This window comes from Flavobacterium sp. CF136 (assembly GCF_000282055.1).
Lineage (GTDB): Bacteria > Bacteroidota > Bacteroidia > Flavobacteriales > Flavobacteriaceae > Flavobacterium.
In genome coordinates this window covers 1-20884 of sequence record NZ_AKJZ01000024.1, presented here as the reverse complement: position 1 = coordinate 20884, position 20884 = coordinate 1, and the positions used below count along the sequence as shown (strand labels likewise).

The 20884-nt window shown below is 36.0% G+C and carries 13 protein-coding genes; 7 read left to right on the top strand and 6 right to left on the bottom strand.

The annotated features are described in order from the left end of the window. The 6 genes from PMI10_RS10195 (at nucleotide 1) to PMI10_RS10170 (ending at nucleotide 13349) form a co-directional block, all read left to right on the top strand. Complete coding sequence (locus PMI10_RS10195; protein WP_007807396.1) at nucleotides 1-1893, top strand: RagB/SusD family nutrient uptake outer membrane protein; 1893 nt, start codon at nucleotides 1-3, stop codon at nucleotides 1891-1893. 99 nt (nucleotides 1894-1992) lie between these two features. After that, nucleotides 1993-3642, top strand: coding sequence for a DUF5123 domain-containing protein (locus tag PMI10_RS10190; RefSeq protein ID WP_007807394.1), 1650 nt, complete (start codon nucleotides 1993-1995; stop codon nucleotides 3640-3642). 227 nt (nucleotides 3643-3869) lie between these two features. Beyond that, nucleotides 3870-5519: a glycoside hydrolase family 43 protein gene (locus tag PMI10_RS10185; protein ID WP_007807392.1), complete on the top strand. Its 1650-nt coding sequence runs from the start codon at nucleotides 3870-3872 to the stop codon at nucleotides 5517-5519. A 146-nt stretch (nucleotides 5520-5665) separates the two neighbouring features. Beyond that, nucleotides 5666-7357 carry a glycoside hydrolase family 28 protein gene (locus PMI10_RS10180; protein WP_007807390.1) on the top strand — a complete coding sequence of 564 codons (1692 nt, stop codon included), beginning with the start codon at nucleotides 5666-5668 and terminating at the stop codon, nucleotides 7355-7357. A gap of 224 nt (nucleotides 7358-7581) precedes the next feature. Continuing rightward, nucleotides 7582-10800, top strand: a complete 3219-nt coding sequence (locus tag PMI10_RS10175; RefSeq protein WP_007807389.1) for a pectinesterase family protein — start codon at nucleotides 7582-7584, stop codon at nucleotides 10798-10800. Nucleotides 10801-11087: 287 nt separating this feature from the next. Continuing rightward, nucleotides 11088-13349: a glycosyl hydrolase family 28 protein gene (locus PMI10_RS10170; RefSeq protein WP_007807386.1), complete on the top strand. Its 2262-nt coding sequence runs from the start codon at nucleotides 11088-11090 to the stop codon at nucleotides 13347-13349. Between the two features lie 214 nt (nucleotides 13350-13563). On the opposite strand, the gene PMI10_RS10165 is transcribed toward PMI10_RS10170, so the two are convergent. The 6 genes from PMI10_RS10165 to PMI10_RS22385 form a co-directional block, all read right to left on the bottom strand. Beyond that, nucleotides 13564-14121, bottom strand: a complete 558-nt coding sequence (locus tag PMI10_RS10165; protein WP_007807384.1) for a YbhB/YbcL family Raf kinase inhibitor-like protein — start codon at nucleotides 14119-14121, stop codon at nucleotides 13564-13566. A 94-nt stretch (nucleotides 14122-14215) separates the two neighbouring features. Beyond that, complete coding sequence (locus PMI10_RS10160) at nucleotides 14216-15055, bottom strand: helix-turn-helix domain-containing protein (protein WP_007807382.1); 840 nt, start codon at nucleotides 15053-15055, stop codon at nucleotides 14216-14218. A 250-nt stretch (nucleotides 15056-15305) separates the two neighbouring features. Continuing rightward, the gene (locus PMI10_RS10155; RefSeq protein ID WP_007807380.1) at nucleotides 15306-15881 is read right to left on the bottom strand and encodes a hypothetical protein; all 576 of its coding nucleotides are present in this window, start codon (nucleotides 15879-15881) and stop codon (nucleotides 15306-15308) included. Nucleotides 15882-16234: 353 nt separating this feature from the next. Further along, nucleotides 16235-16420 (bottom strand): hypothetical protein, encoded by a 186-nt coding sequence (locus PMI10_RS10150; RefSeq protein ID WP_007807378.1) that lies wholly within the window; start codon nucleotides 16418-16420, stop codon nucleotides 16235-16237. 79 nt (nucleotides 16421-16499) lie between these two features. Continuing rightward, nucleotides 16500-18089 (bottom strand): UvrD-helicase domain-containing protein, encoded by a 1590-nt coding sequence (locus tag PMI10_RS10145; protein ID WP_007807374.1) that lies wholly within the window; start codon nucleotides 18087-18089, stop codon nucleotides 16500-16502. Beyond that, complete coding sequence (locus PMI10_RS22385) at nucleotides 18067-18198, bottom strand: hypothetical protein (protein WP_007807372.1); 132 nt, start codon at nucleotides 18196-18198, stop codon at nucleotides 18067-18069. The genes PMI10_RS10145 and PMI10_RS22385 overlap by 23 nt, the downstream gene beginning before the upstream one ends. Nucleotides 18199-18548: 350 nt before the next feature. Between PMI10_RS22385 and katG the strand changes: the two genes are divergently transcribed. After that, nucleotides 18549-20822, top strand: a complete 2274-nt coding sequence (gene katG / locus PMI10_RS10140) for a catalase/peroxidase HPI (RefSeq protein ID WP_007807370.1) — start codon at nucleotides 18549-18551, stop codon at nucleotides 20820-20822. The last annotated feature ends 62 nt before the right edge of the window (nucleotides 20823-20884 follow it).

The following is a 20884-nucleotide window of genomic DNA, read 5'->3' as shown; positions in this document are numbered from 1 at the left end:
ATGAATAAAAAGATATTATTAAGTATGCTATTTAGTTTCGGACTGTGTTTTACAGCTTGCGACGATTATTTAGACGTACATCCGGCAACCGGTTTTACCGAGGCGGAAGTTTTTAGTTCTGAAAGTGAAATACAATCAGCTGTTGCAGGGGTATATACACTTATGCTGACTGACGATGCATATTCTAATCGTCTTGCTTTTGTTTTTAATCCGAATACCGATGTAGAGATGTCGGGAATTTCAACTAATACGGTAAATGTTAACGGTTCTGATATTGCCTGTTTTGAACCAAAACCTTATTGGACAACTTTGAATTCGACCTGGAATGCAATGTATAAGATTATTAATTTGTCTAATGATATTATTCAGGGAATTGAAAATTCTGCTATTTACAAGGCAGACACCAAAGACAAGCCATCTGCTATAACACAGCTTTATGGAGAAGTTAAGACACTTCGTGCAATGGTGTATTTAGATATGATCCGAATTTGGGGAGATGTTGTGTTTCGTACTACATCATCATCCGGAGATGAGGATTTTAGGGTAGGAGTTACAGATAGAAATAAAATTCTTGAATTTCTAATAGATGATTTAAAGTCGGTTGAGCCGCTAATGCAATATGCAAGTGCGCTGGATTATGGTCCTGAACGTGCATCAAGAAGCTTCAATCAGGGTTTGATTGGTTTACTTGCGCTTACCCGTGGAGGCTGGACTTTGCGCCCTGACAGTGATGTAGCCAGTATTGGTCATATGGTTCGTGGAGAAAATCATGAATTGTATTATGATATTGCAATCCAATATTTAGGTAAAGTAATAAATGAAGGACAACATGATCTGAAATTAAGTTACCGTAATTTTTGGATTGGACAAAATAATTGGGTAACACCGGTTAATGATGACGTTATGTTTTCATTACCATTGTTAAAAAATACTTCGGGTGAATATGGGTATGCTATTGGTATTCCGATTCTGGAAGGAAGTCATCCTTACGGAAGTGCTTCAGGAAGCCTTAGTTTATCCGGAACCTATTTGTACTCGTTTGACAACAAAGATTTGAGACGCGATATTACCTGCGCACCTTATTCGTATGATGCAAATCTGAATCAGGTAATTCGTCTGGATTTAGCTAAACTCGCTGTTGCAAAATGGTCGAAGCTTTACTCAACTTCTCCACTGGGAGGTACAAGTACTAAAGCAACCGGTATCAATTACTCATGGATGCGTTTTGCTGATGTGCTGTTGATGTATGCAGAAGCTGTAAACGAACGATTTGGCCCGCGTCAGGATGCTCAGGAATGTTTAAAACGAGTGCGTCGCAGAGCATTCAGTCAGGCAGACTGGTCAGCAAAAGTAGATAGCTATGTTTCTTCCAAATCAAATTCTGATTTATTTTTTCAGGCTATTATGGATGAACGTGCATGGGAGTTTGGTGGTGAAAGTAAACGTAAGTTCGACTTAGCCCGTTGGAATAAATATAGTGAAGTAATTTATAATCAATATAACAAATTCGTAAACTGGGGAAAAGTAGCTAATGGAGCTTATGTTCCCGGTATAGACCAAGTTCCCGGAAGTGTTTACTGGAAAAGTATTCCGGACCCTAATAATGCCGGCAGAACAATTTTAGATATCAAAGGAATTGATGAAATTTTGCAGGCGAAACCAGCAGGTTATACAGAACAGGTATTTGCAACAAGCTGGTATTCTTTAAATAATGAGACAGCATCTTATGAACCAAGAAACGATATCAAATGGAGTTTTAGAGGGTTTATAAATTTCAACAATGCTTCAAGTCTATCTCCAAATACCCCTTTGCGTTATTTATGTCCTTATCCGTCTAAAGTGATTTCGGATCATCGTGGAGCTATTCAGAATTATTATGGTTTTAACTATTAATTGAATTAAGTATGAAATGAGCATATCGGAAATTGGTCGAAACACCAATTATGAAATGCGAATTATATATGACCAATAAAAAACAATAAATATCCACATATGAAAAATTCAAAAAGAGCTATTTATATTTTATCATTTTTCAGCATGATTTTGCTTGGAGGAATGTTAAACTCTTGCCAGGAAGACAATTTGGCTTATACTAAGGTTGGAGATTTGTTTCAGCCCAAGTTTGTACTTACCGCTCCTGTGGTTAAAAGTAATTCTATCGCTGTAGTATGGTACAAAGTAAATGATGCTGTTTCCTATACAGTAGAATTACATTTGGATAATTACTACTCCAGTCTGTTCAAGTCGTATACTATTACAGATACACAAATTTTGATGGATGATATTCCTTATAAAACACAGTTCTACATTCGGGTTCGTGCAAATAGCGACAATGATAAATTTAATTCACAATGGAGTTATACAAATGCATTGACAGCAGACCGTCCGGCATATGCTCAAATATTAAACCCGGTGGAGAAGGTAAATATTACCGAAACAGATGTGACTGTAAGCTGGAAGATTGATTCGGCTAATCCGGTAGACAGTATTTCTGTCGTGCCGGCACAGTCTAAGGAAATTCCGGCCATAGGGCGCAAGTTAACGGAAGCAGAAAAAAGTAGTGGACAAGCTAAAGTGGAAGGTTTGGAAAAAAATACAGTTTATAATGTAAATGTTTATGACAATAATAAGCCACGTATTTATGACAGGCCTTACAATCAGATAAATTTTCGTTCTGCAGGACCATCGGCTTCAACAATTCTGGTGGCAAAAGGAACGGACTTAGGTGCACTCCTGAAAGCCAACAATGCTGATCCTACAATTCCGGAAGGAACAGAATATTTTCTGGAAGCAGGTTCGTTATTTAAAATTACTCCTTTTACTATTTCAAAAGGTTTTAAACTTACCGGCGGAACTCAGGGAGAAAAACCTCAAATTGAAATGAACGGAAACTGGAATATTACTGAAGGATCCTTTTTGAACTCATTAGCTTTTGAAAACATTCGTTTTTATCAAACGATTGATGCCAGTTACTTCTTTAATAGTGGTACCTCCTGGACAATTGGAGAAGTTACATTTTATAATTGTGTATTTAATAATTTTAAACGTGGCTTTTGGAGACATCAGGGAAGCGGAAAATATAAAGAAGTAGGAAACTTTGAGATGACATATTGCACTTTGGATGAAGTTGGAGGTCATTCCGGGACCTATGGTACTTTTGTTATGGGGTCTGCAGGAGCAGACAATTTTAAAAGAGCCGTTTTCAATAATTGTACTTTTATGAGAGATTATTATGGGACAACCAATAATACGTACAATTTTAAAAATTTGTTCGATTATGGAACATCTACTTATCCAATTTATTTAGAGTATAGCAATGTAACGATTTATGACTATGCTTATAATCGTTCCTTAATTAATATCCCGGCAGCTGTAGGGTCTACGTTGATTTTCAAGAATGTATTACTAGCCTCTGCTTGTGGTAAGGTAATTCAGGCAATTGCCGCAGGCAGTACAACTTCATTCAGTAATAATTACACTACTACAGATTATCTGTTGGGACCTACGAGTATTCAGGGTACCGCATTAGGAATAAGTGCACAAAACTTGTTCATAAATCCAAAAGCAGGAGATTTAACAATCAAAGATGTAAACTCTCCAATTGTTACAAACAAAGTAGGCGATCTTAGATGGCTTCCTTAAATCCTGCTGGTTAATTTTTTAGTTAAAAAAAGAAGTATCCCACGTGGATACTTCTTTTACTATCCTGTTTCAAAATCAGATTAACTGTAAAAAAGTAAGTTTTGAAATGCCTCTAGCTAAAGCAGGAGGCAATTCAAAAAAAATAATCATGGTACAGAAAATTTATCTGAAGCTAAGACACATATCTGACGCAAGTTTTTAAAAAACTTGATTAAATACTATTTAAAATGAAATTAAAACGATTATTACTGTCCATAGGTTTGACAGTTTATGGATTAGGAGCAAATGCCCAGGGATGGAATGGTGACTTAGGAAATGGAAAGTACAAGAACCCTATTTTACATGTTGATTATTCAGATCCGGATGTATGTGTGGGAAAAGAGGGTTATTATATGACTGCTTCCAGTTTTAACAGTTCTCCGGGACTTCCTATTCTTCATTCAAATGATCTTGTAAACTGGGAGTTAATTGGATACGCATTACAAAACCAATTTCCTGTTGAGCATTTTCGTACCGTACGCCATGGCGATGGTGTCTGGGCTCCATCAATTCGGTACCATAATGGTGAATATTATATTTATTGGGGTGATCCCGATTTTGGAATCTACATGGTCAAAACCAAAGATCCGGCAGGAACCTGGGAAGAGCCGGTATTGGTAAAAGAGGCAAAAGGAATCATTGATACCTGTCCTTTTTGGGATGAGGATGGAAAAGCCTATCTGTCTTATGCTTTTGCAGGCAGCCGCGCCAATGTAAAGACTGTTCTAATGTTATCAGAACTTGCGCCCGATGGTACCAGACTAATTGGTAATCCGGCGATGGTTTTTGATGGACATAATGGGCATACCACTGTCGAAGGCTCAAAAATGTACAAGCTAAAAGGATATTATTGGGTTATGGCCCCGGCAGGAGGTGTAAAACCGGGATGGCAGTTGGCGATGCGTTCTAAGAATGTTTGGGGTCCTTACGAGTCTAAAATTGTTTTAAATCAAGGGGATACAAAAATGAACGGGCCACATCAGGGAGGGTATGTTGAAACTCCAAACGGAGACGGATGGTTTATACATTTTCAGGATCGTTGGGCATATGGGCGTGTTCTTAATCTTCAGCCAGTTACCTGGAAAGAAGACTGGCCAATTATGGGGAAAGATTCCAATAAAGATGGTATTGGTGAACCCGTTATGGAATGGACAAAACCAAATGTTGGCAAAAATTATCCTGCTACTCCCTTGGTTACTTCGGATGAATTCAATGGACATCAATTCGGATTACAATGGCAGTGGCAGGCCAATCAAAACCCTGGAGAACATTGGGGATGGTCATCTGCCAATCTTGGGTTTATGCGTTTAAACTGTATTCCTAGTAACGAAGAGGTAAAATCGATGTGGATGATGCCAAATTTGTTATTACAAAAATTTCCCGGTGCCAATTTTACAGCAACAGCAAAACTGAGTTTCGAAAATAATCCGGATGCGGAAGAAAGCAGTACAGGTTTAATTGTATTTGGTGAAGATTACGCATACATAGCTATAGAACAGGATAAAGACGGAAAATTGAAATTGGTGCAGCGCCTGATGAAGGACTCTCGTACATCTAAAGATCTCGAGACAGAAATAAGAGCTATGCCTATTGGTCAAAAAAATGTGTATTTCCGTGCCAAAGTTGAAATGGTACAAAATATAGAACCTTTTGATGCTAAAGTCACATTTTATTACAGCACTGATGGCAAGACATTCAAGGCTTTTGGAAGCTCTTTCAAACCAAGTGCAGGACGCTGGGTAGGAGCAAAGATTGGACTGTTTGCAACAGGCACCAAGTCTATTAGCGATAGCAGTTATGCCGATTACGATTGGTTTAGAGTAGAAGAAGATAAGTAATAAGCAAATAAAAGGTGTCAGGCTGAGCGGAGTCGAAGCCCTTTCCTTGTAAAAAGCCTTCGACTAAGTTTATCCTGAGCGAAGCCGAATGGACTCAGGATGAAATTAAATTACAGCCAACGAGTTTTAAAAAAAAAGAATTAATTATGGTAAAAATTAAAACAGTTTTCCTGATCTGGATAGTAATGTTCTCCCTTATTTTATGCAGCAACAGGATTGTTGCTCAAAACACATCTAAATCAAAAAGCAAGGTTTCAGAAGAAAGGAACCTTCCTTTCAATATGCCGGAAGTACAGATTCCAAAGTTTAAAAAAGATACTTTGAATATTGTTGATTTCGGAGCTGTTCCAAACACTGGGGAGCTTTGTACGAAAGCGATTAACGATGCCATCATGAAATGCTCTGAGTCTGGTGGAGGTGTTGTTGCTATCCCTTCAGGATTGTGGACAACTGGCCCAATATACCTGAAAAGTAATGTCAATCTGCACACACAAAACGGAGCCTACATTTTGTTTACAAGTGATTTAAATCAATACAAATTAATCAATTCGTATTTTGAAGGCAATAAAGTCATTCGCTGTGAATCTCCTATTATGGGAGTTGGCTTAGAAAATATTGCCATTACAGGAAAAGGGATTTTTGATGGAAATGGTTCTAAATGGAGACCAGTTAAAATTGGAAAGATGAGTGATGAACAATGGAAGAATATGGTTAATTCAGGTGGAATTCTTTCTAAAGATCGTAAAACATGGTACCCTTCAGAAGAGGCTTTAATTGGTAATGAACAAAAAGACAAACTTCCCAAAGTACCCTCTATTGAAAATATGAAACCCTATAAACAAGCGCTGCGTCCGGTAATGGTGAGCCTTGTAAATTGCAAAAAACTACTGTTGGATGGTGTTACTTTTCAGAATTCTCCTGCGTGGAATGTAAATCCACTGATGTGTGAAAATGTAACTTTAAGCAACCTGAACATTCGCAATCCCTGGTACTCACAAAATGGTGACGGACTCGATTTGGAATCTTGCCGAATCGGTACTGTAACCAATTGTCGTTTTGATGTGGGGGATGATGCTATCTGTATAAAATCCGGCAAAGATCAGGAAGGACGTGAACGAGGAAAACCAACCGAATTATTTGTAATTAAGGACTGCGTAGTTTATCATGGTCATGGCGGATTTGTAATAGGCAGCGAAATGTCGGGTGGAGTTCGTAACCTATTTATTAAGAATCTTACGTTTATTGGAACTGATTGCGGATTACGTTTTAAATCAACCCGCGGTCGTGGTGGTTTAGTTGAAAATATCTGGATGGAAGATATCAGGATGAGTGACATTCCTACGGAGGCAATCCGTTTTGAAATGTATTATTTTAATAAATCTGGAGTTGAGGATCCTCTTACCGGTGAAATGATTGTAGAAAAGGTTCCTGTATCTGAGACAACTCCTGTTTTCAAAAATATGTATTTCAAAAATATTTATGTTGATGGAGCTAAACAAGCCTTGAAAATTATGGGAATCCCTGAAATGCCAGTTGAAAACATACAATTTAAAAATATGATTGTTCGATCTGATGTTGGGATTCGTATTAATTATGCAAGTAAAATTGATTTTGAAAATATTGATTTAAGTCTTGATAAACCAGGTATCGCGGTAAGTCTTTCAAATAGCCAGAATATAAATGTCGGAAGTTTTAAAGCTACCGGAGAAAACCAAATGTTTTGGGTTGGAGGTACCATAACTAAAGATGTAACACTGAATATGCAGAATAGAAAATTACAATTTAAAGACGTCAAAGTACTTGAATCAATTAAAGATCAGGTGAAAATAATTGAATAACACTTTTTTAGATTTCTAAATAATATTGTCATCCTGAGCGGAGTCGAAGGCTTTTTACTTCGAAAGGGCTTCAACTAAGTTTATCCTGAACGAAGCCCAATGAACTCAGCCTGACACCAATTTTTAATTACACCCAAACGGGTCAAAAACAGTAATGGATCTCCCTCCTGGATCTTAATTCTTGAAACAAGGAGGAAATGTTAACTATTTAAACCAAACCACAAATGAAAAAACAATACCTTATGTTCTTGTTACTGACGCTCTTTTCAGTAATGGGATTTTCGCAGACAACTGTAAAAATTGAAGCCGAAAGTTATAATTTAAATTCAGGTGCAAAATCAGAAAATAATGCTGCACTTTCCGGAGGAAAAAATGTTGGGTATATTAAAAACAATACCTGGATTAGTTTCACCGGACATGTATTTAGTCAATATGACACTAGTTTTAATGTAGCCGCCGCCGGAGCAACCGGAGGAACCATTGAGTTTCGATTGGATTCGACAACCGGGACTTTAATCGGAACTGCAACAGTAAGCGGATCCACCGGATTTAGCGATTACAAAATGTTTTCGACTGCAATTACACCAACAACCGGTACACATGATTTATATCTTGTTTTTAAGCATTCAACAAATACAGGTTACCTGTTCAATATAGATTATTTAGAAAAAGTCACTACTATTCCTGGCGCAGTAACTTATACTTTGGCAACGAATGTTAGTCCTGCTTTATCAGGAACAATTTCTTCGAATCCTGCTGGCGGTACATTTAATGAGGGAACCGCAATTACATTAACCGCAAACAAAAACTTCGGATATAATTTTGTTCGATGGACAGATGGTAATGGAACTCCTGTTTCAACGACAAATCCTTATACTTTTACGATTACTTCAAATACTGCTCTTGTTGCAGAATATGCAGCAGTAGATACATATACCTTAAACGTAAATGTAGCAGGTGCATTCGGCTTAGGCGAATACACAGTTTCTCCTGCCGGTAAAGATGGCGCATTTTCTGTTTACGAAAAAGGAACAAATGTTACGATAACAGCTATTGAAAATGATATCATTAAATTCAATAATTGGTCTGATGGATCAACGTCACTGAGTACTTCTGTAATAATGAACGAAAACAAAACGATCACAGGTACTTATGATAATGCAACATTTATTGCGGGATGGACATTTAAAAACGATCAGTATGCTAATCCAAGAGTTGCCGAATTATATTCTAAAGTCGAAAATAAACCTCAGTTATCTGCTTATAATGTTACGGATAATGTTTTTGCCCCTAATGTGAGGCTTTTAAACAGAGGCGGAGTAAATGGTGTAGGGGTATGGAACACAAACAGAGGTGAGTTCTTTTATTTTATGACCTCTTTTTCAACTGTCGGATACAAAAATATAAATATTTCATCAGGACTGATTGGTTATTATTACGGTTGTAACGAATGGACTTTTCAATATTCACTTGATGGTATAAACTTTCAAAATATCTCTGCTTTAACTACAATAAATACAAGCTCGGTTACTTCCATCGGAGTAATACTGCCTGTGGATGCAGAAGGAAAAGAAAAAATATATATCAGATGGTTTCCGAATGTTAACGGACCAAAACACGGAACTGCTACAGATGTAACGGCAACGGTACTGTCTAATGTTATGATAAAAGCAGACGAAGTTTTTGTTTCGGATGCAACTGCTCCGGTATTTTTGTCTTCGCTTCCTGCGAATGCTTCAACTACGGTTGGTGCAAGCGGAAATATTATCCTTAATTATGATGAAAAAGTTCAGTTAGGCACTGGACAGGCAACATTGAACGGAAAAAAATTAAATCCGGAGTTTGTCAATAAAACGGTAAAATTCAGCTATTTCGGATTAGACTATAATACACAATATACCTTCAATATACCGGCTGGATTAGTTACAGATCTTTCTGGTAATAATGCTGCGGCAGTTGCAGTATCTTTTAAAACAATGGAAAAACCTGTTCCTGCAAAACGTGTATTTAATTTGATTGTAGATGCGAATGCAACAGCAGAACAAGTGGCTTCGGGAAAATATGTAAAAACCATAGCCGAAGCATTTAATGCGGCGCCCTCTAATTCATCAACCAGATTTCTGGTTCTGATTACTAATGGGACTTATAATCTTGGGGGTGATGGTACAAATCCTCAGGGAATTGTACTTCAGCTTCCGTCAGGGAAAAATAATGTGTCATTAATTGCCCAATCAAAAGATAAGGTAATTCTTCAGGGAAATCCTGGGCAGGGAATTAAAAACCCGGTACTTTCGATTGAAGCCAATGATTTATATATGGAAAATATAACCATTGAGCATAAAGACGGAGTGGTTAATTCGGGTCAGAAGCCTGCACTTAATCCGGCAGGAGACAGAAATGTATATAACGGAATCAAACTGAGAAGTAAACAAGATACTCAGGTTACAGGCGGAAACAGAAGTTTTTATTATAAATCGACCATTGAAGGTGATGTAGATTTTATCTGTGGAGGCGGAACACATTGGTTTGAAGAATGTAAGCTTGTTTCTGTTGGAGGTGGTTATATCGTTGCTCCAAATCATACTGCTGCAACTCAATATGGATATATTTTTAATAATAATACCATTACTGCAACTACGGGTTATTATTTAGGACGCCCTTGGCAAAATGCTCCAAGAGCTGTTTATCTAAATACAATAATGGTAAACGAACCTAATACCCAAGGCTGGACAAGTATGGGAACATTGCCGGCACTTTTTGCAGAATATAATAGTGTAAATGGAAATGGAGTAGCGGTTAATACGGCTAACAGAACAAATGTGTTTACAGTAAGCGGTGTTGCTCAGACAGGAAATTATAATCCGGTTTTAACCAAAGCACAGGCAGATGAATACACAATAGAGAATGTCCTTAGCGGAACGGACAAATGGGATCCGCGTTTAGTGGTAGAGCAGATAGCAGCACCCGCTAATCTTTCGAATCTTGGAAACAATACCCTTAAATGGGATGATAATCAATATGCTATTTGCTATGTTGTGATCAGGGACGGTAAGGTGCTGGCCATTACAACAGATGCCACATATGTTGATACTACCGCAGCAGGAGGAAATTATATGTATGCTGTACAAGCAGCTAATGAATATGGTGGTTTGAGCGCTGTTAGTACTTTTGGTACTTTGGGTTTGGGAAAGAAAAAAGAACCAAATGAAGCAAGCGCATATCCAATACCTACAAATAATATTGTCAATTTAACATTACCTGAAGGAATCGGAAGCGTGAATTATAATGTTTATTCAATTCAGGGACAAAAAGTTAAAGAAGGCATGCTGGCAGCTAATACAACACGATCAGTAGATTTAAGCATGTTGAATTCCGGAGTCTACATTATTAGTATGAAAAATGCAGAAGGGGTTGTTTATAAAGTAAAAGTTATCAAAAATTAATGTATAACCCGTTACTCATAATTATTTTAACACACTTCGACTCCGCTCAGTGCAGGCTAGAAGTATAGATTTTGTGATCTCAAAAAAAAAAGGAGGTGTTTCACTTATTTTAAACACACATAGCTAACAATGTGAAAGAAATATATTTCTTTTTTTGTATCCTTTTTAACACATGAAATCTATGTTTCTATGTGTTAAATTGAGCATTATGGATTACACTCAATGTGACAAGTTTCATGAATACCATAGAATGAATAAAGTCTTTAACAAAACCAAATAAAACAAAAATGAAAAAACAATATTTTATTTCCTTATTACTGGTACTATTTTCAGTAATAGGATATGCAGAAACTATAACAAGAATTGAAGCCGAAACTTATAGCGGAAATTCCGGAGCAAAGAAAGAAACTAATGCCGCTCTTTCCGGCGGAGGTAACGTTGGTTATATTAAAAACGGAACCTGGATTAAATTTACCGAGCAGGTATTTGATCAATATGATACTCGCTTTGATATACTGGCTTCCGGAGCAACTGGCGGGAATATCGAGTTTCGATTAGATTCGACAACAGGGACTTTAATAGGAACAGCTGCTGTATCAGGAAGTTCAGGGTTTAGCGATTACAAAACATTTTCTACAGCAATTACGCAAACAACGGGTACACACGATTTATATCTGGTTTTTAAGCATCCAACAAATACCGGTTACTTGTTCAATATCGATTATTTTGAAAAAATCACAAGTGATCCTAATGCTGCTACTTTTACTTTGACAACGAATGTCAGCCCTGCTTCAACAGGTACTATTTCTGCGAATCCGGGAGGTACTTCTTTTCTTCAGGGAACAGTAGTAACATTAACAGCAACAGATAATTTTAGATATAATTTTGTTCAATGGGTAGATGAAAATGGAGCAGTTGTTTCTACAAATAGTACAATTGCGGTTACTATGACTGCAAATACTACTCGTATTGCACAATTTCAAGCGGTTACTTTTCCTGATATCCCTTCTACTCAGATGCAGCCAAATATCCCTTCTACCCAGTATGTAATTACAGAGTTAATATATGGAGGCAGTACCTCCAATCTTGATAATTCGGCAGCAATAAATGCTGCTATTAATGCTGCAAACGCTGCAGGAGGCGGTACCGTTGTTATCCCTGCTGCTGCTTCCCCTTTTTTGAGCGGCCCTATTACCATGAAAAGCAATGTTAACCTTTTTATTTCAGCCGGAGCTACTTTACAATTAATGCCTTACGGAAATGGAAACGGACTTCCTGCCGGTTCTTATCCAAATAGTGGAACGGCAGATACTTATACAACCTTTATTTATGGAGAGAATCTTACTAATATTAAAATAAGTGGAAAGGGTACTATTGAAGGAAATGGCAGTGCCTGGTGGACTGCCTTTGATGCAACAGGTATCGGTCGTCCTGGCATAATACGTTTTAAGGCCTGCAATACGGTTTTAATTACTGATATTACGATACAAAACGCTCCAAATGTTAGTATTACTATGGGAAAAAGCGGGAGTGGACAAGGATCAAAGGGGACAATTAAGAACGTAACAGTTATTGCACCTTCATCTGCGCCAAACACAGATGCTCTTGATATCTGGTATTGGAATGGACTGGATGTATTAAACTGTTATTTTTCTGTAGGCGATGATAATGTGGCGGTAGATACTAATTCTCAAAATGTTACAGTTAAAAACAGCAGCTTTGGTGATGGGCATGGTGTTTCGGTAGGAAGTTATACCTCCAACGTAAGCAACCTTATCGTAGATAATTGCAGCTTTATTGGTACCTCCAACGGATTTCGTCTTAAATCTAATAATACTCGTGGCGGAGGGGAGACTTCATTTACCTATTCGAATGTTACCATGAGGAATGTATCAACTCCTTTTGCCATTACCAGCTGGTATCCCAAAGAACCTACGGCTGCACCATCAACTTTGGTAGCTGGAACTGTCACGAGTACTACCCCGGCCTGGAAAAATATTACGTTCAAAAATATTACTGTAACCAATTCTGATAATGCAGGTATAATTTATGCTTTACCGGAATCCTTTGCCACCAACGTTGTTTTCGATAATGTGAAGATTAGTGCAAACACAAAAGGAATGGTAGCCAATTTCGTAACAGGGCTTGTATTCCAAAACTGTTCCTCTATTACTATTCCTGGTGGTAAAGGGGATGCGATTATTCCTTATAAAGCAGAAACAGTAAACGGAAGCAACATAATAAACGGAATCAATACAACGACGGGAGCCTCGACATCATGTAATTTATCAGTGGGGGATGTAAGTTTTACTAATAATTTTTCTTTTTATCCAAACCCGGTAAAGGGAGGTAATTTCACTATAAATGCGGATTCAGGTATTGAAAAAATTGTAATTTATAATTTTTCCGGTGCAAAAATAAAAGAGCTGAACGGGAATAATTCAACTCAACAAACCATTGATGCCGAAGGATTTTCTGCCGGTTGCTATCTTGTACAAATTATGTTGGACAATGGGAAAATTAACACAGCGAAGTTTATCAAAGAATAAATCGACTTACTGTAAATACTTTTAATGCTTTTGGACTGGAAACAGTAAAAGAATCAAAAGAGGCAGATACCTGTAAAAGTGTTGTAAATCTAAGATTGCCCGAGGAATCGGTAGTATTAGTTATGATGTTTATTCAATGTAATAGGGATGGAGCCAAAAAGCCCTTTTGTTTTTTAACAAAAGGGCTATTGGTTTTAAAAGCGCTGCTTCAAATTTATTTTTTTTCTCTTTGATAATAGGCTACAATACTTGCTTTTGCGATGGTATTCATCCATAGATAGTAACCGACAATAGCAGGATTTGCATTCGAATCCAAACCTAATTTATCAGTCTTTAAAGCGTGTACAGTTATTATATATTGATGTATGCCGTGGTTTTCAGGAGGGCAGGGTCCGCCATATCCGGCAACACCATAATTTGTAACACTCTGGATAGCTCCTTTAGGTGTAAGATTTAACGTTAGATTCCCTGCGTTTGTAACTAATTCATTAATATTTCCGGGAATATCAAATACAACCCAGTGCCAAAATCCACTACCAGTTGGCGCGTTTGGATCATACATGGTGATTGCAAAACTTTTAGTGCCTTCGGGGGCATTTGCCCATGATAATTGAGGTGATTGGTTTTTTCCGGTGCAGCCGAAACTGTTAAATTCTTCAATTTTTGTTGCTTGTCCGCCTAAATCTTTACTGGTTAAAGTAAATGACTTTTGAGCAAAAATCATACTTGTTGAAAACAGCAAACAAAGTAATACCAAATTAATCTTTTTCATCTTTTAATTATTTAAAAAGTTAGACTGTAAAGGTAATTTGCTGTAAAACTTTTTAGTTACTCTTAAAAGTTCTAAAAGTGTTTCCGAAAGTTCATTATTCCAGTTGAAATTGTTTTGGAGTAGTGTTGTACTTTACTTTAAATGCCTGAGTGAAACTCGATAAACTTTCAAACCCAATTTCGGAATAAATATCAATAGGACGCATTTTTTTAGTACTTAACAAGTAAGCGGAATGCTCCAGTCTTTTTTCCTGAAACCATTTTATGGGACTGGTTTGATAGTGTTTTTCAAAATTTCTCTTGAAAGTAGAAATACTCATATTACATAAAAAGGAAAGCTCCTGAATCGTTAGATTATTCAGTTTATTACTTTCAATTACAGCTGTAAAATGCCTGCTTTGACTATCTTGGCTGGTAAGTATATTGTCTAAAAACGCAGTACCGTTTTTGTGCAATAAATACAGCAGTATTTCCTCAAACTTAGTTTTTAATAATTTGTTTTTTAGTGTATTATCGTGTTTTTTTATTTTAATTAAACTCCTGACAAAATCATGAATGTAATCATCATATTGGAATATCTCATAAGGTTTGGAACTTGAATTAACCGTTTTTGAAAGATTGTTTTTTTGTGCTAATTTCAGGAGCATATCATCATTAAAAAAGAACAATACGCTTCGATATGAATTTGTTTCAGAAAGAAGGTTCTCAGTCATTAAAAAATTTCCTGATTTTATCAGTAAAAACTTGTCATTATTAATAGTTATTCTCTCATCATGTGTGATGAGTTCTTTTGTTCCTTCAAGTAAAAAACTAAAAATATGCTTATTCAGCATAACCTTATTCTTGACACTGGAAGTTGTTACGTGATAATCGAAAATTTGCACCTCGCTTTGGCTGTCAATATTTAAATCATTAGGAAGGTTTTGAATGTTCATTATGTTGTGAGTATCATTTAAATGGAATTGCACTTAGCGTCAGTCTGAGAAAAAACTTCAGTTTTTGTTACAAACAAATATATGAAAGTATTGGTTTTTAAGAAAACTATGAAATAAAAAACAAAAGCACAATTTGTTTAAAGCTGCTCCTGTTTCAGCCAGCCGCGTTGCAAACGCTATATTTATCTATTAATGTAAGTAGGTACCTGATGCAATCGAGCACCGGAGAGGAAGTGTTAGGTATTCGGTTTTATTCGTCTTTATCTTCAAATATTAGTAAATTACTTTTTTTGTTGATCTCTATTTTTCTCCAAGTTGGCGCATAGTTATCTCCATTTGGTTGGAAAAGTTCTCTCACAAATTGATTTTCAGTTTCATAATTCTTAATCCTTTTTGGTCCGTTGTAATAATCTTCGCGATTTTTGAAGTAATTCTCAGTTTTTAAATCGCTATTATAATTCTTAGACTTTTGAATTTCTCTAATTATTTTGTTTTTATCGTGACTTGTAATCTTTAAAGTAAATGTATGATAGTAATCACCAATTCCAGACATTGATTTGTTTTCTATCAGTTCAAATTCATCAATTAGTACAATATTTTGTTCTTTTAAAAGTTCTTTAGCATCATTTTTCGAGAAAAGTTCATCTTCAAAAATTTCAGTTAAAATAAATATTGCAATTATAATTCCAATTATAATTGAGAAATATTTACCGAATTTTGGATATCCAATTTTTTTCGGAATCCAAAAGCATAACCAAACTATTCCAATTATTATTACAACTAAAATTAGAATTAGAATTCCAGCAATTAGAAAATATATTACCATTTAAATTTATGTTTTTCAGCGGTTTTCGCAAACTGACTTAATGTTCCCACACTCCTGCTTTTGATTATTACAAGAAATCAGAAGTAAAGTAATTAATATGATTTGAAATGATTTCATTATTGGAGAAAATTAAAGTTCTGTTTTTTGTAGTGTTCCGATTACCTCATCTGGTGCTCGATTGCATCGAGTACCTACTTACTGGATATATACTAAATAAAGCGTTTGCAACGCGGTTCATATAAATAGATTACCATAAAGATTCGGTATTTTACATTACAAAATACGATATTGATAACTTTGTTTAAAGCTGCTCCTGTTTTACCTAGCCGCGTTGCAAACGCTAAATTTATCTATTAATGTAAGTAGGTACTCGATGCAATCGAGCACCAGAGAGGGTTTTCATCAGAATCAAAAGAATCTATGATTTCCTTTAATCTTTTATATTCTAACGTTTGTAAATAGACTTCTTTTTCATCCCAAGGATATATATTCTTAGGATAAAAAAGATAAGCTAAATTTCGTAAAACATCTTCTATCATATTTATATTTTTAATCACAAATCCCTGTTTTAGATGGGTTTATTTTATAATTTGTTGCAATTAACGCAGAGTTTACTAACTAAAAAGGTAAAGTGTCGAATAAACTTCCCTCATCTTTTATTGCCTGTAAATTTTTAGTTTCAATCAAAAAAAGTTCCTTCAAAGCTCTTGTCACAGCAACATATTTAAGATTTAATTCCTGTGTTTTTTCCCAATCCTTTTGCTCAAGTCTATTAAATGGTAAATCATTGTAATTGATAATGAATACTCTTTCATTTTCTAATCCCTTAGCTCTATGTATTGTTGAAATTTTAATACTGTTGTCAGTAGCAGAAATAAAATCTTTAACGTTTTTTAGAATTGCAGTTAGATTTGGACATGTTTCAATCCATTCATAATATTTCTTTTGTAAAAAAGATAATTTTTTTTCTAGATAACTTTGTTCACTTTCTATGTATATTTTACGTTCAGTACTATCTATTATTCTTTCAGCATTCTTAGTAATAACCCACTTCCATCTGTTTAAAATTTCTTTTTTTAATGTGTCGAAGCCTTCCGGTAATGTTGAAATAATAATGTTCAACTCGTTTGATTTGAATATATTTTTTAATTCATTAATAATTTCTCTAACTTCTTCTTCATGTATTTGAACTTTAATATTGTTATCTATAAAGTTAAATACTAACAAAACTATTGGGGCTCGTAACCTTGAAATAATTAAATCCCCAGGTTTAGCAATTTTTGTTACTTCATCAAATAAAATCGAAGTTACAATTCCTTCGTCTTCTTTATTTCCGATTATGTCATGTCTAATAGTTTTTGCAATTTCAATTACTTTCTTTGGACATCGGAAGCATATGGTTAAAGGTAATTGTTTGGCTTTAGTCCAATCTTTTATTCTTTGGAAAGATTCTATATCTGCGCCAGTAAAACCATAAATTGATTGTCTGGGATCTCCAACCGCAAGTATTCTGCAATCTTTTTTTCCATACTTTGTAGCTATAGCAAACTGTGATTTTGATAAATCTTGACATTCATCTATAAAAACAAAATCAAACTTGTTAGGAGGTTGTTGATTCCATTGCACCGGAAGATAAAGCATATCGGTATAATCAATTGCCATAGTTTTAGCCGATAATAAATTACCATCTTCTAAAATAATTTTATGAGATTCAAAATAATATTTTAGCTCTTGATCGAAATTTTTTTTCGAAATTTCTATATTATTAAATATTCCAAAATGAATTACTAATTGCTTAAAATCTTCAATTGTATCTTTTGTCAGTGTAGCTCGATATTTTTGATTAATATCGATGAGTCGATTATTGATCTTGTATACAAGATTATTCGCTGCAAATTTTTTGTTCTCATCGAGTGAATCTTTTTCAAAACCATTTATACTCAAAATTTTCTCAATATGATGAGCTAATTTTTCTTGTAATTCAGGTTTTTTCAATAACTCACGATATTTATTTTCTTCAAGTGTTATCGGATGTCCAGTAGAATTGTTAGCATTTAAGATATGCCATCCTAATGAATGCAAGGTTTTAACTGTAATTTCATTTAATCCTAAATTTTTAAATTTTCTAGAGATTTCATTCGATATGCTATTATTGAATGCACAAAAAAGGACACTACCTGGATTGTCAATAAATTTTGCACATTCCATGATAGTAGTTGTTTTTCCCAGCTCCGGCTACAGCATCTATAATTCCATGACCAGTATCATTTTTTACAAAATAAAATATTTCATCCTGTTCAGTTGTAAATTTTAGCATATAGGTTCAATTAAATTGTAGGCAACTCGTTTATAGAAGCTATAAAATAACTCCAATCCATCCTAATCAGGATAGCTTTGTGCCATAATTAAGTATTTCTGCGCAGAGCTAATATAAGAAAAATCTTTACTGTAACGAATAATATTATTTTAAGTTAATAAATGTATTCTATCAAGCTATTTGATTGCCCTTTCTTCAAAACATATATCAAAAATCAAAACAATAATTTTTTTTGTAATAGATTTTATCTATCAAAGTAGATTAATATAATATAAATATCACATGCAACTCTTTTATTTAGTTCGTAATTTAGTAATTCGAAAAAATAACAAAAATCAAAAGAATAATTTATGGAAAATCAATCAAACGACATTAGCAAGTGCCCCTTTCATAATGGAAGTATGGATAATGCGGCAGCATCAGGCACAAAGAACAATGACTGGTGGCCAAAGCAACTAAAAGTAAATATCCTAAGACAGAATTCCCCATTATCAGATCCGTTGGGAGGTAATTTTAATTATGCCGAAGCTTTTAAGAGCCTTGACCTTGAAGCGGTAAAAAAAGATTTACATGATCTTATGACAGATTCGCAGGATTGGTGGCCGGCAGACTTTGGTCATTATGGAGGTTTATTTATTAGAATGGCGTGGCACAGTGCAGGAACTTATCGTGTACATGATGGCCGTGGTGGTGCCGGTGCGGGACAACAGCGTTTTGCTCCTCTTAACAGTTGGCCTGATAATGTAAGCCTTGATAAAGCCAGAAGACTTTTATGGCCTATTAAACAAAAATACGGGCAAAAAATCTCCTGGGCAGATTTGATGATACTAACCGGAAATGTTGCCCTGGATTCTATGGGATTCAAAACATTTGGTTTTGCAGGAGGACGTGCAGATGTATGGGAACCGGACGAAGCAGTTTATTGGGGTTCCGAAACTACATGGTTAGGCGGAGATGATCGTTATAACAATGGTTCTGATGGTGTACCGAAAGATCACGGAGTTGTGGCTGCTGATGACAATGCCGATGGTCAGGTTCACTCCAGAAATCTGGAAAAACCTCTTGCGGCCGTACAAATGGGACTTATATACGTGAACCCTGAAGGACCGGACGGTAATCCGGATCCTATTGCTGCTGCCAAAGACATACGGGATACTTTTGGACGTATGGCAATGGACGATGAAGAAACAGTAGCGTTAATTGCAGGTGGACATACATTTGGTAAAACTCATGGGGCAGCACCGACTGACCATGTAGATAAAGAACCGGAAGCTGCCGGTATAGAGCTACAGGGTTTTGGCTGGCAAAATAGTTTCGGTTCCGGGAAAGGTGCTGACGCAATCACAAGCGGACTGGAAGTTACCTGGACAAAAACGCCAACACAATGGAGTAATAATTTCTTCGAAAACTTATTTGGCTTTGAATGGGAACTTTCTAAAAGTCCTGCAGGTGCACACCAATGGGTAGCCAAAAATGCCGAAGCAATTATTCCGGATGCTTTTGACAGTTCCAAAAAACATCTTCCAACAATGCTTACTACTGATTTATCATTAAGGTTAGATCCTGCATACGAGAAGATATCACGCCGATTCCTGGAAAATCCGGATGAGTTTGCAGATGCTTTTGCACGTGCATGGTTTAAGCTAACACACAGGGACATGGGACCACGTGCCCGTTATCTGGGATCTGATGTCCCGCAGGAAGAACTGTTATGGCAGGATCCTATTCCAGCAGTAAACCATGCGTTGATTGATGAGAATGATATAGCTCAATTAAAAGGAAAAATATTAAACACAGGTTTAAGTACATCCCAGCTGGTTGCAACGGCATGGGCATCGGCATCAACTTTTAGAGGGTCAGATAAGCGTGGAGGTGCAAATGGGGCGCGTATACGATTTGCTCCGCAAAGTGATTGGAAGGTTAATAATCCCGCTCAGCTAAAACAGGTTTTAAACAAACTTGAAAATATCAAAACTGAGTTTGACGCAGCGCAGGGAGGTGGAAAAAAAGTTTCACTGGCGGATTTAATAGTTTTAGCAGGTTGTGCAGGAGTAGAGAAAGCAGCTAAAGAAGCTGGGTATTCAGTTGCAGTACCTTTCACTCCGGGTCGTATGGATGCATCTTTAGAGCAAACAGATGCAGAATCATTCGGGTATTTGGAACCTAAAACAGATGGATTCCGTAATTACAGAAGTACAAAATCAGCAGTTTCTACAGAGGAACTTCTTATCGATAAAGCAAATTTACTGACACTTACAGCACCGGAATTAACAGTACTCTTAGGCGGACTTCGTGTGCTTGATATTAATTCTGACGGTACAAAAAATGGTGTTTTTACCCATCGTCCGGGTCAGCTTACCAATGATTTCTTTATCAATCTGCTTGATATGAATACACAGTGGCAGGCAGTGTCTAATGATAAGGAACTTTATGCAGGTAATGATCGTACTACAGGTCAGCCAAAATGGATTGGAACACGTGCAGATCTTGTATTTGGATCCAATTCAGAATTAAGAGCTGTTGCAGAGGTCTATGCAAGTAGTGATGCACAGGAAAAATTTATAAATGATTTTGTTTCCACATGGAATAAAGTAATGAATCTGGATAGGTTTGATTTAATTTAATAAATCATAATCAATTAGAATAAAGGAGCCATAATTTGGCTCCTTTTTTATTGGTCTCAGTT